This is a genomic window from Undibacterium sp. KW1 (assembly GCF_009937955.1).
Lineage (GTDB): Bacteria > Pseudomonadota > Gammaproteobacteria > Burkholderiales > Burkholderiaceae_D > Undibacterium.
Window position 1 is genome coordinate 3,828,253 of sequence record NZ_AP018439.1, and the last position, 19,920, is coordinate 3,848,172.

A 19,920-nucleotide genomic window follows, 5' to 3' on the forward strand; every position below is an offset into this window, starting at 1 on the left:
GAATCGTTGTGTTTAAATTTCCTGACTTTAAGCACCTGCACACGTCATTTACGATTGCCAGCCGGGGGTAGCCCGACAGCTACATACCTTTCTTGCGTCGCCAAGAAAGGTATGTCAAAGAAGGCGACCCAGGCGTAGCCGCCCCCTAAAGGGGGTTCCCGTTTATGCTGTACAAAAAATGGGAAGGCCCGAAACTCGCCTGCGGCTCAAACAGCGGTCCTTCTTAATCCATTTTCTGTACAGCACAAACGGCGGCTACACATGGGAACAGCAAAAAATCAAAAACAGCCCCAACGTCACCACGACCTGTTTTTATATTTTTTGAGCTAGGGACTACTCGCAGCCTTAGTTTCACATAGAAAAAACCCACCAATCAATCTGGCGGGTCTTTTTACTTCAACACTAACTCAATTCACTTAAACTTCGCAGCCACTTCCGCAATCCGCTTACCAAACAATTTCGCTGTTTCCAGGTCACCTGGCAACGGGCCTTCTTCTGGTGAAGAATCGGATGGGGACTGCGTCATCAGGCCACTGAAGCTGGCGATGTAGTTGATGTCATTGCGTTGTGCCGCCTTGCTGTTGGATGGCATCAGGCCTGTGCCTACCCAGATCATGGAATGCTGTTGTGACAGGGTGAACAGGTAATGCAGGGTCGATAATTTGTCGCCATTCATGGAGGCAGAATTGGTGAAACCTGCGGCGATCTTGTCTTTCCAGACCTGGCTATACCAAGGCTTGGAAGAAGCATCGGCGAATTTTTTGAATTGCCAGGACACTGATCCCATATAAGTTGGGGAACCAAAGACGATAGCATCAGCAGCGGCCAGGGTTTCCCATTGGGCGTCGGTGATATTGCCTTCGGCGTCAATCTTGATGAGTTCGGCATCAGCACCGGCAGCGGCAGCACCTGCGTGTACTGCTTCTGCAGCCTTGGTGGTGTGGCCATAACCTGAATGATAAATAATCGCGACTTTAGACATGTTTTACTCCAAATTTATATGTTGAGATTGCTAAGGAAAAAGACAAATCACTGACGCGTTTTTACTTGTTCACGTCAGCGATTTTCCTGTCTTTAGTACTTATTGAGGCAGATCAAATACCAGTACTTCTGCCTGTTTACCCTGCTCCAGCACGAGTTTTTCTTCGGCTGACATCATCACGGCATCGCCCTCTTTCAAGGCCATGCCATTGACCTGCAATTCACCGCGTGCTACGTGGACATAGGTCAGGCGATCCTTTGCCAGTGCTACTTCCTGCTTTTGTTCTGCATCGAACAAGCCAATTTGCAGACGTGCGTTCTGGCGGATCTTGATCGAGCCATCAGCACCATCACCAGAAACCACCAGGCGCAAGCGACCCTGTTTTTCTTCACGGCTGAATTCTTTTTCACCGTACAAAGGCTCACCACCCAACTGGTCTGGCTGTATCCAGATTTGCAGCAAACGTGTGTGCTCATTATTTGCCGGGTTAAATTCCGAATGGCGCACACCAGTACCTGCACTCATATACTGCACATTGCCTGGACGTATCGTACTGCCATTGCCCATGCTGTCTTTGTGCGCAATCGCACCTTCGAGCACATAAGTAATAATTTCCATGTTCTGGTGCGGATGCGTACCAAAACCCATGGCTGGAGCGATCCAGTCATCGTTAATCACACGCAGTGGGCCAAAACCCATGTGCTGTGGATCGTAATATTCTGCAAATGAAAAACTGTGATGTGATTTCAGCCAGCCGTGCTCGGCGTGGCCGCGTTCTTGTGATGGTCTGAGCGTAATCATATAAGTCCCTTTCAAATTTCCTGAAGAATGTGTTCAGGCGATGTACACACTATATACATGCAAATTCTTTGACATAAGGGTAGAATTTCATATAACTCATTCAAATTATTTGAACAAGCATGAACCTGACCCTTGAAGCCCTGCAAATCCTTGATGCGATAGAACGCAAGGGCAGCTTTGCGGCGGCTGCAGCGGCCCTGGACAAAGTGCCCTCAGCCATCACTTACAGCATACGCAAGCTGGAAGAAGACCTGGATGTATTGCTATATGACAGACGCGGCCACAGGGCCAAACTGACTATCGCCGGCGAAGAATTATTGCTCCAGGGCAGACATTTACTGAATGCTGCACAGGAGCTGGAGAACCGTGTAAAACGTGCCGCCAGCGGCTGGGAGGCGGAGCTGCGCATCGTCATTGATGGCATCATACAATTCGACGACATGATCCCCTTGATCAAGGAATTTGAACAACAGGGATGCGGTACACGCATCCGTATCAGCCAGGAGATTTTGTCCGGCGTCTGGGAAACCATGGTATCTGGCCGTGCTGACCTGGCCATAGGCGCTGCCTATTACGGGCCGGATGCAATACGCATGCAGGGTGAATTCCAGACCCGCTTGCTGGGCAGCGTGGAATGGGTGTTTGCCGTGGCACCACAACACCCGCTGGCGCAGGCAGCAGAACCGCTGACACCGGCGATTTTGCAGGCCCACAGGGCGATAGCCATCGGTGATACTGGCCTGACTCTGCCATCGATGACGGCCGGCTTGCTAAGCGGCCAGGACACCATGACCGTGCCTACCATGCATGCCAAGCTGGCGGCACAACTGGCTGGCCTGGGTTGCGGGCATTTGCCGCGCCGCCTGGCATTACCCCATTTGCGCAGTGGTGCTTTGATAGAAAAGAAGACCAGCGCTCACCGTCCGCCAGAAGATAACCGCCTGGTCTGGCGTAATGCCAACAAGGGCAAGGCTTTGCTGTGGTTTTTACAGAAGTTGCAAGACCCTGTCGTGCAACGCATGTTGATAGGTAATTGAAGAACATCCATGCCAACAAAACAGATGATGCAAAAATACATAGGACGTTTCGCCCCCTCACCGACCGGCCCCTTGCACATGGGTTCGCTGGTGGCTGCCATGGCCAGCTATCTGGATGCCAAAGCCCACGAAGGGCTATGGCTGCTGCGCATGGAAGACCTGGATTTTGACCGGAATGTCAAAGGTGCAGACCAAAATATTATCAATTCACTGCAACGCTGCGGCATGCTCTGGGATGGCGACATCACCTGGCAAAGCCAGCGCCAGCATCTGTATGAAGCTGCCTTGCAAAAGCTGGGCAATAATCTTTACCCCTGTGCCTGTTCACGCAAGGAAATTGCTGATTCGCGGTTGCGCCTGGGTGACGCGGCCAGCCAGATTTACCCGGGCACTTGCCGTCACGGGCTGGCAGCAGGCAAGACAGCGCGTGCCTGGCGCTTGCGCGTGCCTGACAAAATCTATCGCTTTGAAGACCGGCTGGCTGGCATGCAGCAGCAAAACCTGGCGACCGAGGTGGGAGACTTTGTCTTGAAACGCGCTGACGGTTTTTGGGCCTACCAGTTGGCGGTGGTGGTTGATGATGCCGCGCAAGGCATCACGCATGTGGTGCGTGGTGCTGACCTGATAGATTCAACTGCTCGTCAAATCTATCTGCAAGAATTGCTGGGCTTGCCCACGCCGCATTACCTGCATGTGCCAGTAGTGACCAATGCTGATGGCGAGAAATTATCCAAGCAAACCGGAGCACTGGCTTTTGACCGTGGTGACAATGATGTGCTGCATGAAGCGCTGATACCGGCAGCCCAATTTCTTGGACTGAGCTTGCCCTTACCAGTCACAGATATTCCCACTTTCTGGTCAATGGCAATTCAGGCTTGGAAAGAAAAATTGGTCAGTATGGATAGAAGATAGACACAAGGGCTGCGCTGCAGCCCTTGTTAATACCTATGACTTATGATGCAAGCCAAAAATCGCTGGCCTTAGTCACCGCTGAGAACTGACAAGCAATTAATATTCAAATTAATGTTCAGGATGTTCCCTGCCGCGCTCGTGTCCATGGCGGTCATGTTCATCATAGCGCCTGTCGCGTCTGTCATCGCGCCAGTATTCATCACGGCGATAGGCATCATGCCTGTAACTATGGTCACGATAATAACCATCGCGGTAACGTGGCACTACCTGTGTGTTGTACCAGTTTTCCTGCACAAAATAGACTGGGCGGCCGCAGGCATGATAGCTGTAGCAATAACGACTCCAGTTATTCCTGTGTACAGTCGGCACTACCAGATACATAGGGGGCTGAACCACCCGCACTCTTTCGACAACACGGGGCTCACGGTAAATCACCTGTGGTTGAGGGAAATTACCTACGTCCACCTGACCATAAAATCCTGGCTGCCCAAATTGCACGGAAACACCGACATTCTGTGCCTGGGACTGCGCTGTCATGAACAAGGCTGCGCAAGCAGCGCCCGCCATCAATACTTTTTTGCATGTCATGGTTTTCATTGCGTACTCCTTTTCAATCACAGAAATACATCCTGCGCTTATACCTATAACGTCTGGGCAGCGCATCTGTTGACTTCTGTAGAACATATTTTGCTTGAGCACGGGCTACAGGTCTGTGTGTTATCCAACACAAAGACCTGCATGACAAATGAAGATCACAAAAAAATTCGCAGTACAACTTATTTTGCGGGGAAATCGGCAGCCCATTGCTGCGCTTTTTGATCAAGAACGGCGCGACGCTCTGCCGATATTTTCGTCGTCAGTTGTGCGAGTGTTGTACGGTGCGATGCGCAGGCATACTTGACATCGCGCTTGCCAAATTGACGCTTGAGCACGCATTCAAGCTGGTTGGCACCAGCCACATCTTCATAAGCTGTTTCCAGTGATTCTGGCAAGACGGCCAGATATCGCAAGACCAGTTGTGCCGACATGCCACGATAAGCCGGATCGTTCGCGCCAGCTTGATGTGTGTATTTGACAGCATCTTTCAATGCGGCATAGGCATCAGCATTTTTTTTGATGTTCGGAATACCGGGATTGGATGTTGTTTCACTAGTGCCATCACCACTGCTCATGGTCACTAACCAGCCCGACTTTTCAGTGATTTTTTCTTCCAGGCAGGCGAGGCGGTTATTTGCTTCAGCGGCGACATAGGTCTGTGCCTCAACATTGCCCTCTGCAGCGAGTTTGCGGTTCTTTACCAGCCAATCCTTGAAATCGGCGCGCAAAGGTTTTGCGGTAATCAAGTCGCAATCGTCCAGGCTGATTTTTGCAGCCTGAGAACTTAGGCAAGTGAGTGCCAGACCAAGCAGAAAAACAGTGCGGGAAATTATTGAAGAATGTTTCATGTGTAATTTGTTATGTTCAATTCAAAAAAACGGATACGAATCCAGGCCAGCGATGCTGCCATGATGGATTTAATAGTGGAAATGATTTTACAAATTAACACTTTTGTTTTATTCAAAAGCCAGCAAAACAACTATTTGCATTTTCCATTATCAAAGCGAAATCGAAGTTTGTCTTAGCTGCATGATTTCAACAATCCTTGACATTTTTCCGCTTTCATTTGGGCGGAAATATTTGTACCCTGAATCTGTAATTTCAATTTCAAAATCTTGAGGGCAAACCCGTTGAAAAATGGGGACGCAAAGCCACCGGCCTAAAGCGCATCTGCGCCATGGTAGCGGGGTTGCCGGTGATGGTGTCTGCTTATTCTTGGCACGATACTATTATTCGTCGAATCACCGCCCTCTGCTTATATCGGAGTGCATTTGTGATCATCGAAAAAAAGTTGTTCTTCACCATCCCCAAGCCACTTGGCTTGTCTTGCTTGCTGATCAGTGCAAGTATTCTCAGCGCTTGCGGCGGCGACAATCCACAAGTCAGTCAGTCCAGCATTGCATTACCACCTCAGGCAGTGGCAACTGGAACGACGACACTGGATATAACTGTCCCTGTTTTGCCGCCTGATGTGGCTGCACAGGCGACACAGCCGACCTTTCATCTGGCGCCGGTTTTGCTTGATCCACCGACAGATATTGATGCGGCTGACAGCAGCAGATCGGCCCACATTCCAGCAGCGGCGGTGAGCATGCCGCGAGAACTGCAAGGTGTGCGTGGGCGCGGTTTGACTGTCGGTGCAATTCGTTCCTTGCCACGACCACAGTTGGCACCGCCACCTGCAGGTGAAAACGCACAGCCTATGGCAGGCACCTCTGTCGTTTCTACCTATACGCCTGCGCAAATCCGCGCTGCGTATAGTCTCCCTGCACTCCCTGCCAGTACCAGTGGATTGACTGCAAGCCAGGCTGCACAGCTTGGTGCAGGTCAGACGATTTATATTGTGAACGCAAATCACGATCCCAATATCGTTGCAGAACTAAACGCTTTTAATCAAAAGTTTGGTCTTCCCGCATGTACAGTAAAAAGCATTCCTGCAGGTACAGCTTTGCCATTGCCTGCTGCGTCAAGCAATGTTTGTGAATTTTCTGTGGTGTACAGCACCAGTGGTGGTGGCATGACCAGTGCGACACCAGCATATGATTCTGGCTGGGCCACGGAAATTGCACTAGACGTGCAATGGGCGCATGCGACTGCACCATTGGCCCGTATCATTTTGATTGAAGCCGCTGATTCTTCTATGAGCAACATGATAGGTGGAATCAAGCTGGCCAACGCCATGGGGCCAGGCATCGTCTCCATGAGCTTCGGTGCACATGAAGGAAACTGGACAGCTGGGGTGGAAAGCACATTCACTACCGCCAAAATGACCTATCTGGCTGCAACCGGCGATAACGGGCCAGCCGTTGAATGGCCTGCAGTTTCTCCCAATGTTGTTGCCGTTGGTGGCACCAGTCTCACCTACTCAGGTACATCACGCACGGAGGTCGCCTGGTCCAATACTGGAGGTGGAGTAAGTGCATACACGGCGACACCAAGCTATCAGAACAATACCGTGCCAGGTGTGGGTACACCTGCCCGCAGGACTGTCGCTGACGTCTCCATGAACGCTGACCCGAACACTGGCCAGTACGTCGCCGTCATGACGCCAGGAAGCAGTGTTGTAAACTGGGTCAGTGCAGGCGGCACCAGCCTTTCCACGCCCCAATGGGCCGGGGTGATTGCCATCGCCAACGCGACTTTGGCGCAGGCTGGCAAACCAGTTCTGGGTGCACCGCATGCTGTCCTGTATAACAAAATTGCGACAACTCCTGGCAGCTATGCCAGCAGTTTTGCCGATGTTGCGAAAGGCAGCAATGGCACTTGCGCAAGTTGCGTTGCCAAAACCGGGCATGACCAACTGACCGGCCTTGGCACGCCCAATGTCACCAGCTTGTTGAGTACACTCGGCGGCACAGTCATTGCAACAGCGCCAACTGTGACTTCGGCAAGCATCAGCGGGCAAGTTGGTACTGCATTGAGTTTTACCGTATCTGCAACAGCAGCTAATCCCCTCACCTATACCTTGAGTGGTAACCCGGCAGGAATGAGCATCAATAGCAGTGGCATTGTTAGCTGGGCCACGCCTGTAGCAGGTACATACACGGTGGTCGTTACTGCGCTGGATGCAAAAACGGGGCTGAGCGGTAAAGGCACTTATACGATCGTTATTTCTGCCCCTGTGCCACCAGCTATTTCTGCCACCACCATCAATGGAAAAGCAGGCACGGCGCTTTCCTTCAATATAACGGCAACGTCCACCAATCCGCTGACCTATAGCATCACTGGTGCACCAAGCGGCATGACTGCTACTTCTGCGGGCGCTGCGACCTGGCCAACGCCAGTTGCAGGAACTTACTCGGTGACGGCAACTGCACTCGATGCAAAAACTGGATTGAGCAGCAAGGCTGTCTATACCGTTGTGATTGCTGCTGCGACACCTCCAGTCGTCACTGCAGCAACGATCAATGGAGTAGCAGCAACCGCACTGACTTTTAATGTGACCGCAACATCTGGCAACGCAATGACTTTTAGCCTGACAGGTGCACCTACTGGAATGACTATAGGGTCAACAGGAACTGTAAGCTGGGCTTCTCCTGTTCTTGGCACGTATTCAGTCACCGTCAATGCAACGGACAGCAAGACAGGATTGACAGGCAAAGCTGTGTATACCGTCGTGATTGCTCAGCAACCAGCCCCTGTAGTAACTGCGGCGACGGTCAATGGAACCGTTGGTACTGCACTATCCTACACCGTAGCCGTCAAGGCCTCGAATCCAGTCACCTATACGCTGACTGGCGCGCCTGCCGGGCTGACTATCAGCAGCGCTGGCATTATCAGCTGGGCTAGTCCTGTTGCAGGAAATTATGCTGTCACAGTGCTTGCCAAAGACAGCAAGACTGGTTTGAGCGGTCAGGCAGTCATCAGCATCAGCGTTGTAGCATCTGGCTTGAGTATCAACGCACCGGCAATGACAGGCACTGCAGGCAAGGCGCTAACAGGCAGCATCACGATCAATGCACCCGGCGCGACCTCGATTTCCATCTCCATCACGGGCGCACCTCTGGGTCTCGGATTTTCCATGAGTGGACTGAGCATTGCAACCAGCTGGGCAAGCCCTGTAAAAGGCAGCTACACCATGCTTATTACTGTGACTGACAATCTTGGAAGAAAGGCGACTGCCAGCGTACCTATCACAATCAACTGAGACGATCAGTTGAGATAGTCACCTAAGACGATCAAGTAAATATAAAAGGCGGAGCATTGTGCTCCGCCTTTTGTACTCTGGCTTTGGACATTTCTATTGCCCGCAGCCATTTTTTTAATGCCGGCTATGAGCTTGTGGCTTACGCACCTGCACTTCGACTTCCGGTGCGGAATGTGTGCCATGCTTCATGCCAGCATGCGCATCAACAGGCTGAGCAGGCTGGCGCGGCGCATCTGCAACCGGCCCGGCATATTCAAAAGCCACCGTTCCCTTGGGATGCCGGAACCAGCCAGGGTCTTTATAATCCCCCGGCTTCTGATCTTTGCGCACCTTGACTACGCTGAACATGCCACCCATTTCCAGCCCGCCAAACGGCCCCTCGCCTGTCATCATGGGCAGAGTGTTGTCAGGCAAGGGCATTTCCATAGTCCCCATGTCGGCCATGCCCTTGTCGCCCATGGTCATGTATGCGGGAATGAGTTTATTGATCTTGTCGGCTACCTCTTTGTGATCAACACCTATCATCGACGGCACATTATGGCCCATGGCATTCATGGTGTGATGGCTCTTGTGACAATGGAAGGACCAGTCGCCTTCTTCATCGGCGACAAATTCCACCTGGCGCATCTGACCGACGGCAATATCCGTCGTTACCTCTGGCCAGCGTGCAGTTCTTGGTACCGGGCCGCCATCCGTGCCTGTCACGGTGAATTCATGGCCATGGATATGAATGGGATGGTTGGTCATCGTCAGATTGCCTACGCGTATCCTGACTCTGTCGTTCTTGCGCACATTCAGGGTATCGATGCCGGGGAAGACGCGACTGTTCCATGTCCACAAATTAAAATCTGTCATGGTCATGATATTAGGTTTGAATGCACCTGGTTCTATGTCATAAGAACTGAGCAGGAAAATAAAATCTCTGTCGACATCATCAATCTGCGGATGTTTATTTTTGGGATGCGTAACCCATGAGCCCATCATGCCCATTGCCATCTGCGTCATTTCATCGGCGTGCGGGTGGTACATAAAGGTACCCGGACGACGTGCGACAAATTCATAGACAAAGGTCTTGCCTGGCTGTATTGATGGCTGGGTCAGGCCGGATACCCCATCCATGCCATTTGGCAGGCGCTGGCCATGCCAGTGCACACTGGTGTGTTCTGGCAAGCGGTTGGTGACAAAGATGCGTACGCGGTCGCCCTCCACCACCTCTATCGTCGGCCCCGGACTTTGGCCGTTATAACCCCATAGATGCGCTTTCATGCCGGGAGCCATTTCACGTACTACCGGTTCAGCCACGAGGTGGAATTCCTTGACACCATTATTCATGCGCCATGGTAGCGTCCAGCCATTCAGGGTCACTACCGGATTGTATGGGCGACCTGTTTTTGGCTGCAGCGGTGGCATGGTGTCCGGGCTGGTTTGTGTTACTGCGTCCGGCAAGGCTGCCAATGCCACTTTGCTGACTGTGCTTGCTGCCAGTGCCCCGCCCGCGATGCTCGCCAATTTAAAAAAATCTCTTCTTGTACTCATGTTGTTTCCTTCGGAAATCGAGTGATCAATGCGCTGCTTCTGCCGTGGCAGTTGATTTAACGGGATTCAGATTACTTGCTGACGGACGCCCCAGCAACTCGGCCTGCAAGGCCGCATCTGCCAGCCAGAATTGTTGCTCTGCATTGATGGCAGCCAGCACGCTATTGATTTGCTCGCGGCTGTCGGCCAGCAATTCAAACACGCTGATGAACATGCCGTTGTAGCGCAACTGGTTTTCAGCAGAAATGCGTTTGCGCAGCGGCAGTATCTCGTCGCGGTATTGGCGGGCGATATCATACATATTCCGATAGGCTGAGTAGCTGACGCGCAAATGCGAGCCTGCATTATTGAGCGTCGCCTGCAGGCGATAACTGGCGCCCAGGGTATTCGCATTCATGGCTGTTCTCTGCGCATCACCCCAGTCAAATAGCGGCAATCTCAGGCTCACCTCAACACCACGTTTGATCTCGCCATGTCCCGCTGCATCAAAATTGGTATCGCGCCTGATACCCAGTTCGATATCGGTAAAGCTGCTAACCAGGCTCAAACCCTGGCGTGCTGCGGCGGCGTCCAGTTCCTGTTTTGCCAGTTGTATGTCAAGACGGTTTTTTGTCGCTTGGGGCCCCATGCTTTCTGCTGCCAATGGTGTTGCTGGCAAATCCGGCAGACGCTCAGGCAACTTCAGTGTTTTTTCCTGTTCATCATTCAGCCCCAGCAAGCGCACCAGTTCTTCGCGGGTGGCGAGACTGGCATGGCGGGCAAAACTGAGCTGTGCCATCGCGTCAGCCTTGAAAGCCAGTTGGCGCGCTGCTTGCAAGCTATTGAAATTGCCCGCCTTGTGCATGCGCTCTGCCAGTATGGCACTGGCATCGGCCGCGTCACCGACTTGTCTGGCATATTCCAGGCTTTGTTGTGCAGCGACTGCCTTGACCCAGGCAACACGCACCTGGCTGACGCTGGCTATGACATCCAGGCTCAACTGCGTCTGTGCCTGTGCCAGGCTATGCTGTGCCATGGTCTGCCTTTGCGGCAGGCTCAGCAAGTCCAGCAGGCCAAAACTCAGCAAACGACCCAGCTCCAGCTCACCTGACTGGCGGTTGCGTTCAAACGTAAAAAGCGGGTTGGTGATGCGTGCGCTTTGCGCTGCGCTGGCTCCTGCGGCCTGATGCTGCGCCAGCATGGCTTGCAAGGCTGGGCTATTCAACAAGGCCAGTTGTACAGCAGCGTCTTGCGACAAAGGCTGTGCCAACAAACTTGCTGCCTGATCCTGCATGTTTTTTTGTTGCTCAGGCTTGCTCGCCAGCGCCAGTTTGCCCTGGGTGTAAGCCGGATATTGCTGATTGAGTTTTTGCGTGCTTTGATCGATATCAAAACTGGCACAGCCAGTCAATGCCAGCAATGCTGGCAACAGATATCGGTAATGAATGTGCGACATGAGTCCTCGCGGTAGAAAATGTGTTTCCGTCAAATGGGGGAAGTATTCGTAACTTGGGCTACCCACGCATGTTGGGCTGAGCTTGTAGGTTGGGCTACGGTTTACCAGCCCAACACTCGGCCTCAACAAACGTTAACCTTATTCAAACGCCCAGTGTTGGGCTGATAAGGCGCAGCCCAACCTACGAACAAACTAATTATTCAGACGAGAACAGCCTTGGGAGGACGTTCGAGCATGCGCGCAGGCACGGATGCTGGTAACAGGACGGGCAGTACCTGGGCATCATCATGCGCAGGTACCGATGCAGAAATGGAAGGGGCAGGCATGAGCGCGATACCCGTGCAACAAGGGGAAGAAGACTTGCAGTGATCGGCCACTTTGGCTTTCACAGCATCTGAACCATGACCGCTAGCTTTGGCGGCTGGCTGGCAATGTTCATTACCGCTGACAACAGAGCTACCAGCCTGGACAGGCATATCCATGGCGCAACCTAGCTTACTGGCGACAGCAAAGCCCTGCAAGGGCAGCAGTACCAGTAACAGGCAAGCAATAAAAAGACGCCAGGATTTTTTCATGTGCTGAAGTTATCACAATTCGGGCTTTTCAACAAATGACCAGCTCAAAGCCAGATCAACCCAGCATTAAATTGAGCGCCAGCATCAGCATCACGATGCCGACCAGGCTATCAAGCACCCGCCATGCCATAGGTTTGGCAAACCAGGGAGCGAGCAGGCGCGCTCCAAAGCCTAAAGCCGCAAACCAGATCGTCGCATTCAAGACGGCACCTACGGCAAACCAGTATTTGCCATCACCAGGTTGCTGCCCCCCTATGGCACCCAGCAACACCACCGTATCCAGATAGGTGTGGGGATTGAGCAAGGTCGCGCCCAGCACTGCCAATGCAGCCTTGCCAGCCGTCAGACTCAACTCCCCGGCTTCAGCGACCAGGCTCTGCTGGCTGGCCGCAGCCCGCAGAGAGCGTACGCCATACCAGACCAAAAACGCGGCCCCGCCCCAACGGGCTATCGTCAGCAAGACTGGCTGGCTACTGATCATGCCACCTATGCCCGCCACACCCGCCAGTATCAGCAGCATTTCACACGCGATGCAGATCATCACCGTCAAAGCCACATGCTGTTTACGCAAGCCCATGCGCAAGACATGGGCATTCTGCGAACCAATAGCCATGATCAAACCTGCACTCATGCCCATGCCCTTGAGTATAAAAGCCAACATCATCTGTCTCCCGTTTGTCGATACAGGGAGTTTGGGCAAAAAAGGGTTTAATATGAAGCAAATTTAAAATATTTCCTATTTCATTAAAATTTCTTAATTTAATTAATTCTATGTGGCTTTATGTCTCTGTATTTGGTGGTTCTCCCCCAGACTTATGAATGTATCTAAAGAAACATGCAAACAAGACTAGACAGCCGCCAATGCGAAGCCTTCCTCAGTGTTATTGACCATGGCAGCCTGGAACAGGCGGCGCAGGCCCTGAGCCTGACCAGCTCGGCCATTTCCCAGCGCATCAAGGCACTGGAAATGGAGCTGGGCAATACCCTGCTGGTACGCAGCCGCCCCTGCCGCGCCACGGCAGCCGGACAAAAGCTGGTACAGCACTTGCGGCGGGTAGCAGAACTTGAACAGGATTTGCAAAGCGAATTTGCCGGTCAGCAAAGTGCTGCCATCAGCATTGCCCTAGGCGTCAATGCCGATAGTCTGGATAGCTGGCTACTGCCTGCACTGGCAGAATTTTTGATCGCTGAAAATATCTTGCTTGAAGTGTTGATCGATGACCAGGATCACACCCATGATTTACTGGAAAGCGGTATGGTGCTCGGCTGCCTCTCTGCTGAACAAAATGCGATGCGGGGTTGCCAGGCTGTGCCCCTGGGCTTCATGCGTTACCACCCGGTTGCCAGCAAAGAATATTGCCAGCGCTGGTTCCCGCAAGGGATGACACGCGAAGCAGCCAGGCTGGCACCAGTGCTGACTTTCAATCGCAAGGACAAATTGCAAGCTCAGATTTTGCTCGAACATTTTGGACTGCAGGAACATACTTACCCCACACACTATGTACCAGCAACAACGCCGTATAACCAGTCGATTTTACTGGGACTGGGCTGGGGCGTGATTCCTGATGTCATGCTGGAAAATCTGGATCAGGACAAGCTGGTCAGGCTTATGCCGCATCATCCTGTGGATGTCGCCCTGTACTGGCACCACTGGAAAGTACAGACGCCCCGGCTGGCTCGGCTGACAAATACCCTGGTCAGGCAAGCCCGGGAGAGCCTGCAGCAAGTCAGGGACCCAGATAAATGACGGGTGCAGCCATGGGCTGCACCCGGTTGCGTCCCTGGGACTTGGCTTTGTACAGACATTCATCAGCGCGCTGCACCATGCTTTCCATATTGTCGGCCGCCTGCAATTGAGCCACCCCAAAACTGGCGGTGATGTGTAGCATGTTGCCGTTGGCCAGACGTATGGTCAGTTGATGTTCGACTTTCTGACGTATTCTTTCTGCGACTTCAAGTGCAGCCAGCAGACTGGTCTCAGGTAAAACCATGATGAACTCTTCGCCGCCGTAGCGGACTATCCAATCGACATCAGCACGCAACTCATCGGCCAGGCATTGGGTAAAAGCGATGAGCACAGTGTCGCCTACTGCATGCCCATACTCATCATTGATTTTCTTGAAGAAATCTATGTCGCAAAACACCAGCGACAAATGGCGCTGGTAACGCACGGCTCTCTGGATTTCTGCAGGCATGCGCTCATTGAACAAGAGGCGGTTATAACAACTGGTGAGACCATCAGTAATCGATAATTGCTTCAGGGTTTTCATCGCCGTTTCGAGCTGGCTGGTTCGCTCAGCGACCAGTGCATCCTGGTTGGCGATATGTTTTTGCAGACTGTCCTGCATGGTGTGGAAGCCATCGACGACCAGGTCAATTTCGTTATATCCGTCCTCCGGTTTGCGTTTTAATTCCAGTTTGGTCGCGAGCTGGTTGGCTTGCAGGTTTTTGACAAAATCTGCCAGTTGCCGCATCGGTTTTTCAAGATCACGACGCAATATTGCCACGACCGCCATAAAAATAAAAATCGACAGGATGATGACTTCGATAATGACGATAATAAAGCTGCGCAACAATTCCTTGCGCAAGATAGTCTTATCGACGACAAACTCCACCGTACCCACTGTTTTACTGGCGTCTGCCGGGGCTGGGATGTTGAACTTCATATGCTGGCCATTTCCGAGACGATTGACATCACCACCAGTAAATTGCTGCCCGGTGCTGGCCTTGATGGCCACATAAGAAATCGTTTTATTCTTCAAAATCAAATCGATTTGCTTTTGTATGGTTTGCGGCTCTATATCCCAGATGGCAACAGACAATAAAGGCAGATGCGCATGGGCCACGTCATCCACAGTCATCGTGAAGTTTTCTTCTATGGCGCGGTAATTGAGCCAGGCTTGCAGGCTGCTGATACAGATCACGCACAGGATCACCCATTTGAAGACACGTCGTATCAACAAACTGGCGATCGGTTGCAGGACTTGCTTGCTCATTTGCGCTGATCTGACTGGGTCAATAAATGCCGGAAACTGAAATCATATTTTTTGATGGCAGGGTTCAGGTATTTGCTGAACTTCCTGAAATCCACTTTTTCAAAATTCTGCGCGCCAAACAATTGCTGGTAACGCCTGGCCACTTCTGGTGTGAACAGTATGAACATGGATCTGTTTTGCTCCAGGCCTTCATCAGCAAAGTCCTTGCCATGGTGATAGTCATATAGCATCACCAGGCCAAATGCACCGGTAATGAAATGGCCGCCAGCCAGCGCCGTGAGACTGCCTGACTCCAATGCGGTAAAAGCTTCAGCCGAGGTATTGATGGCACTGAAATGAGCATCGCGCCCTGGTTTGCCACCGCGGGCGCGCCAGCTTTCCATCGCACCAAAGCTCATCAAATCATTCCCGGCCCAGATCAACCTGGTCTGGGGATAGCGCTGATACAGCCAGACGCTCTGCTCCTGCGCCTTGGCACGGTTCCAGTCGCCATAGACGACCTGATCCAGTACCACATTCGCTTCTGCAACAGCCTTGCGCATACCTTCAGTGCGTTTATACGATGTCGCCGTGGATCTGTCCCCGGCAATTGCCAGCAGATGCAATTTGCCATCAGAACTGAACATTTTTTCTGTCTTGCCACGTTGTATCAGCGCGCGTGCGGTCTGGTAACCCGCATCTTCTGCCTGCGGTTCCAGCACCCCCAGCCAGCCCTTGTAAAACTGACGTGGCATACCGGTTTTTTCCCTGTCACCGGCATCATTGATACCGCTATAGGCAAAAAAAGTCTTGATGTTTGCGGCATCCAGTATGCGCAGTGCTTCAGCACCGACAGCATAATCATTCGACAAGATCACATAATCAGGCCGCTTACCAGCCGGACGTGCCGCAATCTGCTTCGCATATTCCAGGGTCTTTAAATGATCGCGTTCAGAATAAATGACTTCGAGATGGATGCCCAGGCTGTGGGCGGCAGCCGACATGCCGTTGCTGGCGGTGACCCAGTAGATTTCATCAGATTTACCCGGATTGAGAAAGGTGACGGTCATAGCCATAACCACACAAGGCATGAACAAGGCCATGCAGGCGCACAAGCAAACAACCAAACGATAAATCCACATTCCTGCCTCCGCGCATCCTGTCATGTAAGAACTGCAAATGATGACGGGATCAGTGCCTGTCTTGAGTTCGCCCAGGTGATGGTGAACCGACAGTTTTTTACTCAGCTTCTATTTTCGCGGTTTTCCTGAGTAAAAAGTTGCTCATTCACAAAAAATCACATTTTATGTGAATGAGCATGGATGTGTCATGCAGGCGGATTCTGTCTTGAGGGCGGCCTATTTCAGTAAAGCTTTTTCACGCCTGATATTCACCAGCGCCTGGCTGGTGTAGAGCTCAGCAAACCAGGTATCAGAAAACAAGTTGCCAGCTACTGCCTGTGCCTCAAAATGGCTTAAGACACGCGCCCTGCCCGCCTGGTAAGCAGCATCATCAACGTCACTGTATTCAAGCCGTACAGTTGACGCATAGGCATCATAAGTATCCGCCGCCTGGCCCAGTATCGCCAGATCAACACCGAGCATGGCATCTTTCAAGGGGTGGCTCAGGCCTGCACTCTGGAAGTGATCTGTCACCCGTATGAGATCAGCCACCTCCTGCGCATGCTCTGATCCCAGGCTGGCATCCAGCCACAACCTGGCACTTTGCTCTTCATTCGACAGACCAGCACGCTTGCCAACAGAGCCGCCATAGACTGCGTCATGGAACCAAAAAGCTTTTTTCAATATCGCAACGTCGGCCTTGCTGGCACCCGTATTGCTCGCCCAGGCAGAGATTTCACTCAGGCCATGCACCAGGTGATCGAGATTATGATAAGTCCGGCGTGCTGAGCCATAGGCTTCATCACCAGTCAGATAATCAAACCAGTGGTCGAGTTTGCTGGCCTCAACACCAGCACCCTCCCAAAGTTTTTGCCAGTCTGTACGCAGCCAGCTTTTGATCCAGGCGATATAAGCGGGCATGGGCATGAATTTTTTTACCGTCCAGTGCCAGCCCACCGGCCCTTGCAAGGCCCGCACGAAACTGGAACTGACCGAGCCAAGGTCACGCGGTGGCATGACAAAAATAGTCTTGGCACCATCAAGCACATCGACATTGGTTTGCTGTATCAGGTTTTCATAATCAAAGTCTGAAGTATTGCGTATGCCGCGCACCAGATACTCTATGCCGTGGCGCTTGGCGGCACGGGCTGTGTAATCACCCTTGACGATAACCACACTGACATTGTGCCAGCCGCATTCAGCCACGCTGCGCTCAATAATATCCTTGCGTTCGATCGCATCAAACTGCGGTTTCTTGACCGGGTTTTCAGAAATAAAAACCACCACTTCATCTGCCAAAGCGCGGGCCTCTTGTATCACCCATAAATGACCATTGGTGATCGGGTCCAGAGTGCCAGAGAATGCGATTTTTTTCATTGTGTGCTCCAGTGCGACATAAAAGTAAGGTGTTGCTGCAAGACTGCCTGTTCCAGTTCCATGATGTTGCCCTGATTGACGATCATCGCGTCGGCGTATTCCTTGTACTGATCCAATGTGGCCTGCATATTAAAAACCTGCCTGATCTCAGTTTCAGTCCAGTCAGGGTTACGCTGACGCACGCGTCGCAGACGAATTTGAGCGTCAGCATGCACCAGCAAAGCGCTATCGTACATGAAGCCGCCAGGTTCATCAGGCAAGAGCGCGGTTTCCCAGATCACATACGGCGCAGTTTGCTGCACAGTCCATTGCCGCATTGCTGCCAGCACATGAGGCTTCAACAGGCACAGCAAGCGACGATTGGCATGTGCATCATGCGTCAGCACCGTGCGCAAGCTGCCACGCCGCAAACATCCATCTTCTGTCAGCAATTGCGGCAACTCCTGTGCAATTTGTTCCATTACAGGATGTTGCGGGTCCTGGTGTATTGCCCTGGCAAGCAGATCAGTATCAATGACAGGCACACCCAGTTGCTGGAAACACCTGGCTGCGCACGATTTGCCGCTTCCCATGGGCCCAGTCAGCAAAACCACGCGAACGGGTAAATGCTTGGCAGAGATGTCAGTAGGAACTTGCATGTGAGCTGCTTTCAATATTTGGTTAATTAACCAATATTCAAAGCTTAATCCAACAAAGCTCAGAATACAAGTAATTTTGGTTATACAACCAACATAAATATTAAAAAAATTAATGCTGGATGAGCCGCCTCTTTTACGCCGGGAAAAACAACTCTAAAACAATAGCCTGTTCATTCTTGTTATAACTGACACTGACATGTCCGCCATGCAAATCGACAATAGCCTTGACGATGGACAAGCCCAGGCCGTTTGATTCTGTATGGCTGTTGCGGGCGCTGTCGCCGCGGTAAAAGCGGTCAAACATTTTGTCCAGTTGCGGCGGCTCTATGGCAGCACATTGATTGATGATGCTGATGCTCGCCCCTTCGGTGCTGGCGATGACTTTCACCCGTATCACCGTCCCGGCTTGCCCATGTCGTATGGCGTTGATGAACAGATTACTGAGTGCTCTCTGCAGCATCAGGGGATTGGCATGGACCATGCCATCAATACCACCGACATCGACAGCAAAATGCATGTCGCGCTCTTGTGCCAGGATGTCGAAATAATCAATGAGCTTGCCCATCTCTGCTGCCATTGATAGCGGCTCTTTTTCGACCACAAAACCTGCATGATCGATGTGAGCGAGAAACAGGATGTTTTCGATGATGCGCGCCAGCCGGGCATATTCTTCGAGATTGGATTCAAGCAGGCTTTCATACTCATCCACCTCCCTGACCTGCGCAAGGGCCACCTGGGTCTGGCCCATCAGGATATTGACGGGTGTGCGCAATTCATGCGCCAGGTCTGATGAGAATTGCGAAAGTTGTTGGAAGCCTGCTTCCAGCCTGTCCAGCATGTCGTTGCATGCAAGGGCCAACTTGCGCAAGTCAGGCGGCATATCGGCTGCTGAAAGGCGCAAGGACAAGTTTTTAGGGCTGATCTGCCCGGCCTGAGTACTCATGACGGTGATGGGCAAGAGGCCGCGTCGCAAGATCAGGTAACTCAACGCACTCGTCAACAATAACGTCAATGCTACTGCGGCAATCACACGCAAGAGGTAAGTTGACAGCACACCAGATTCTTGCGTCATCACATAGGCGGCGATGATTTCTACCTTGTCTTTATGATTGCCCACTTCTGCCAGGGCTGCTACCCAGCGTACCCGCACACCATCATCGCGCTTACCGTCTTGCAAGGCAGCGAGCGTCAGTGGCACGCAGGCGTTTGACGGCAACATCAACGACATTGGTATCATTGTCAAAATTCATGTCCCCTATCTGGGATGCGATGATAGTGCGCGAGAGCGCTTCGTCGTGGAGCTTGATCAGAAGGTGCAGCAACATGAACTCTTTACTGGTCAAAACTATGGGTATATGTTGACGGGTGATTTTATGACGCACGGTATCAAGCTGCAGGTCTGCGACCTGGTAGATGTCGGCATCGCGCCTGATGCCACGGCGCAACAGGGTACGGATGCGCAGCACAAGCTCAGTAAATGAAAAGGGTTTGACCAGGTAATCATCTGCGCCCAGTTGCAGGCCGCGTATCCTGTCATCGACATGGTCGCGCGCGGTCAGGAAGATGACAGGCATATCCTGCTTGCTGCGCAGCGATTGCATCACTGTCCAGCCATCCAGGCCGGGCATCATGACATCAATAATGACCAGTTCATAGCTTTGCTCCATGGCCAGATGCAGGCCATCAATGCCATTCCTGGCAAGATCAACGGCATAACCTGATTCGCGCAAACCCTTCTTCAGGTAGTCGCCGGTTTTCTGATCATCCTCTATGACTAATATGGTTAT

At 52.1% G+C, this 19,920-nt stretch carries 18 protein-coding genes and 1 riboswitch; of the genes, 4 read left to right on the top strand and 14 right to left on the bottom strand.

What is annotated here, in order from left to right:
- Window positions 1-412: 412 nt before the first annotated feature.
- Together UNDKW_RS17170 and UNDKW_RS17175 are read right to left on the bottom strand one after the other, a co-directional pair.
- Window positions 413-982 carry a flavodoxin family protein gene (locus UNDKW_RS17170; protein ID WP_162059665.1) on the bottom strand — a complete coding sequence of 190 codons (570 nt, stop codon included), beginning with the start codon at window positions 980-982 and terminating at the stop codon, window positions 413-415.
- A 99-nt stretch (window positions 983-1,081) separates the two neighbouring features.
- On the bottom strand, window positions 1,082-1,783 hold the full coding sequence (locus UNDKW_RS17175; RefSeq protein ID WP_162059666.1) for a pirin family protein: 702 nt from the start codon (window positions 1,781-1,783) through the stop codon (window positions 1,082-1,084).
- A gap of 119 nt (window positions 1,784-1,902) precedes the next feature.
- On the opposite strand from UNDKW_RS17175, the gene UNDKW_RS17180 reads away from it, so the two are divergent.
- Together UNDKW_RS17180 and gluQRS are read left to right on the top strand one after the other, a co-directional pair.
- Window positions 1,903-2,820 carry a LysR family transcriptional regulator gene (locus UNDKW_RS17180; protein ID WP_162059667.1) on the top strand — a complete coding sequence of 306 codons (918 nt, stop codon included), beginning with the start codon at window positions 1,903-1,905 and terminating at the stop codon, window positions 2,818-2,820.
- 9 nt (window positions 2,821-2,829) lie between these two features.
- Window positions 2,830-3,732: a tRNA glutamyl-Q(34) synthetase GluQRS gene (gluQRS, locus tag UNDKW_RS17185; RefSeq protein ID WP_232063016.1), complete on the top strand. Its 903-nt coding sequence runs from the start codon at window positions 2,830-2,832 to the stop codon at window positions 3,730-3,732.
- Window positions 3,733-3,840: 108 nt separating this feature from the next.
- Here gluQRS and UNDKW_RS17190 read toward each other — a convergent pair whose 3' ends face one another.
- Both UNDKW_RS17190 and UNDKW_RS17195 read right to left on the bottom strand, forming a co-directional pair.
- Window positions 3,841-4,329: a hypothetical protein gene (locus UNDKW_RS17190; RefSeq protein WP_162059668.1), complete on the bottom strand. Its 489-nt coding sequence runs from the start codon at window positions 4,327-4,329 to the stop codon at window positions 3,841-3,843.
- A gap of 179 nt (window positions 4,330-4,508) precedes the next feature.
- Window positions 4,509-5,177: a hypothetical protein gene (locus tag UNDKW_RS17195; RefSeq protein ID WP_162059669.1), complete on the bottom strand. Its 669-nt coding sequence runs from the start codon at window positions 5,175-5,177 to the stop codon at window positions 4,509-4,511.
- 262 nt (window positions 5,178-5,439) lie between these two features.
- Window positions 5,440-5,526, top strand: a riboswitch (cyclic di-GMP riboswitch).
- A gap of 76 nt (window positions 5,527-5,602) precedes the next feature.
- On the opposite strand from UNDKW_RS17195, the gene UNDKW_RS17200 reads away from it, so the two are divergent.
- Window positions 5,603-8,476, top strand: a complete 2,874-nt coding sequence (locus UNDKW_RS17200; protein ID WP_197892921.1) for a S53 family peptidase — start codon at window positions 5,603-5,605, stop codon at window positions 8,474-8,476.
- 114 nt (window positions 8,477-8,590) lie between these two features.
- Here the strand turns inward: UNDKW_RS17200 and UNDKW_RS17205 are convergent, their stop codons facing one another.
- The 4 genes from UNDKW_RS17205 to UNDKW_RS17220 all read right to left on the bottom strand — a co-directional run bounded on the left by UNDKW_RS17205 (window position 8,591) and on the right by UNDKW_RS17220 (window position 12,683).
- Window positions 8,591-10,012 carry a multicopper oxidase family protein gene (locus UNDKW_RS17205; protein ID WP_162059670.1) on the bottom strand — a complete coding sequence of 474 codons (1,422 nt, stop codon included), beginning with the start codon at window positions 10,010-10,012 and terminating at the stop codon, window positions 8,591-8,593.
- A 25-nt stretch (window positions 10,013-10,037) separates the two neighbouring features.
- Window positions 10,038-11,447: a TolC family protein gene (locus UNDKW_RS17210; RefSeq protein WP_162059671.1), complete on the bottom strand. Its 1,410-nt coding sequence runs from the start codon at window positions 11,445-11,447 to the stop codon at window positions 10,038-10,040.
- A gap of 200 nt (window positions 11,448-11,647) precedes the next feature.
- Window positions 11,648-12,022, bottom strand: a complete 375-nt coding sequence (locus UNDKW_RS17215; RefSeq protein ID WP_162059672.1) for a hypothetical protein — start codon at window positions 12,020-12,022, stop codon at window positions 11,648-11,650.
- Between the two features lie 55 nt (window positions 12,023-12,077).
- Window positions 12,078-12,683: a LysE/ArgO family amino acid transporter gene (locus tag UNDKW_RS17220; RefSeq protein WP_370529037.1), complete on the bottom strand. Its 606-nt coding sequence runs from the start codon at window positions 12,681-12,683 to the stop codon at window positions 12,078-12,080.
- A gap of 174 nt (window positions 12,684-12,857) precedes the next feature.
- Here UNDKW_RS17220 and argP point away from each other — a divergent pair, with 174 nt between their 5' ends.
- Complete coding sequence (gene argP, locus UNDKW_RS17225) at window positions 12,858-13,769, top strand: HTH-type transcriptional regulator ArgP (protein ID WP_162059674.1); 912 nt, start codon at window positions 12,858-12,860, stop codon at window positions 13,767-13,769.
- Here the strand turns inward: argP and UNDKW_RS17230 are convergent.
- The 6 genes from UNDKW_RS17230 to UNDKW_RS17255 form a co-directional block, all read right to left on the bottom strand.
- A complete protein-coding gene (locus tag UNDKW_RS17230; RefSeq protein WP_162059675.1) occupies window positions 13,750-15,018 on the bottom strand; it encodes a sensor domain-containing diguanylate cyclase in 1,269 nt (422 codons plus the stop codon). The two genes, argP and UNDKW_RS17230, sit on opposite strands and share 20 nt — an antisense overlap.
- A complete protein-coding gene (locus UNDKW_RS17235) occupies window positions 15,015-16,067 on the bottom strand; it encodes an ABC transporter substrate-binding protein (protein ID WP_232063017.1) in 1,053 nt (350 codons plus the stop codon). The genes UNDKW_RS17230 and UNDKW_RS17235 overlap by 4 nt, the downstream gene beginning before the upstream one ends.
- A 288-nt stretch (window positions 16,068-16,355) precedes the next feature.
- A complete protein-coding gene (gene coaD, locus UNDKW_RS17240) occupies window positions 16,356-17,495 on the bottom strand; it encodes a pantetheine-phosphate adenylyltransferase (protein WP_162059676.1) in 1,140 nt (379 codons plus the stop codon).
- Window positions 17,492-18,133, bottom strand: a complete 642-nt coding sequence (gene coaE, locus UNDKW_RS17245; RefSeq protein ID WP_162059677.1) for a dephospho-CoA kinase — start codon at window positions 18,131-18,133, stop codon at window positions 17,492-17,494. The genes coaD and coaE overlap by 4 nt, the downstream gene beginning before the upstream one ends.
- Before the next feature lie 133 nt (window positions 18,134-18,266).
- Entirely contained in the window at window positions 18,267-19,361 is a 1,095-nt protein-coding gene (locus tag UNDKW_RS17250; RefSeq protein ID WP_162059678.1) for a heavy metal sensor histidine kinase, read from the bottom strand.
- The gene (locus UNDKW_RS17255; protein WP_162061994.1) at window positions 19,297-19,920 is read right to left on the bottom strand and encodes a heavy metal response regulator transcription factor; all 624 of its coding nucleotides are present in this window, start codon (window positions 19,918-19,920) and stop codon (window positions 19,297-19,299) included. The genes UNDKW_RS17250 and UNDKW_RS17255 overlap by 65 nt, the downstream gene beginning before the upstream one ends.

What these genes read in the sequence shown, in the direction of transcription:
- UNDKW_RS17220 (WP_370529037.1), bottom strand. Translation starts at nt 12,683, where the DNA reads ATGTTGGCTTTTATACTCAAGGGCATGGGCATGAGTGCAGGTTTGATC.
- UNDKW_RS17230 (WP_162059675.1), bottom strand. Translation starts at nt 15,018, where the DNA reads ATGAGCAAGCAAGTCCTGCAACCGATCGCCAGTTTGTTGATACGACGT.
- UNDKW_RS17250 (WP_162059678.1), bottom strand. Translation starts at nt 19,361, where the DNA reads ATGTCGTTGATGTTGCCGTCAAACGCCTGCGTGCCACTGACGCTCGCT.
- argP (WP_162059674.1), top strand. Translation starts at nt 12,858, where the DNA reads ATGCAAACAAGACTAGACAGCCGCCAATGCGAAGCCTTCCTCAGTGTT.
- UNDKW_RS17170 (WP_162059665.1), bottom strand. Translation starts at nt 982, where the DNA reads ATGTCTAAAGTCGCGATTATTTATCATTCAGGTTATGGCCACACCACC.
- UNDKW_RS17235 (WP_232063017.1), bottom strand. Translation starts at nt 16,067, where the DNA reads ATGACCGTCACCTTTCTCAATCCGGGTAAATCTGATGAAATCTACTGG.
- coaD (WP_162059676.1), bottom strand. Translation starts at nt 17,495, where the DNA reads ATGAAAAAAATCGCATTCTCTGGCACTCTGGACCCGATCACCAATGGT.
- UNDKW_RS17210 (WP_162059671.1), bottom strand. Translation starts at nt 11,447, where the DNA reads ATGTCGCACATTCATTACCGATATCTGTTGCCAGCATTGCTGGCATTG.
- UNDKW_RS17195 (WP_162059669.1), bottom strand. Translation starts at nt 5,177, where the DNA reads ATGAAACATTCTTCAATAATTTCCCGCACTGTTTTTCTGCTTGGTCTG.
- UNDKW_RS17205 (WP_162059670.1), bottom strand. Translation starts at nt 10,012, where the DNA reads ATGAGTACAAGAAGAGATTTTTTTAAATTGGCGAGCATCGCGGGCGGG.
- UNDKW_RS17215 (WP_162059672.1), bottom strand. Translation starts at nt 12,022, where the DNA reads ATGAAAAAATCCTGGCGTCTTTTTATTGCTTGCCTGTTACTGGTACTG.
- gluQRS (WP_232063016.1), top strand. Translation starts at nt 2,830, where the DNA reads ATGCCAACAAAACAGATGATGCAAAAATACATAGGACGTTTCGCCCCC.
- UNDKW_RS17190 (WP_162059668.1), bottom strand. Translation starts at nt 4,329, where the DNA reads ATGAAAACCATGACATGCAAAAAAGTATTGATGGCGGGCGCTGCTTGC.
- coaE (WP_162059677.1), bottom strand. Translation starts at nt 18,133, where the DNA reads ATGCAAGTTCCTACTGACATCTCTGCCAAGCATTTACCCGTTCGCGTG.
- UNDKW_RS17175 (WP_162059666.1), bottom strand. Translation starts at nt 1,783, where the DNA reads ATGATTACGCTCAGACCATCACAAGAACGCGGCCACGCCGAGCACGGC.
- UNDKW_RS17180 (WP_162059667.1), top strand. Translation starts at nt 1,903, where the DNA reads ATGAACCTGACCCTTGAAGCCCTGCAAATCCTTGATGCGATAGAACGC.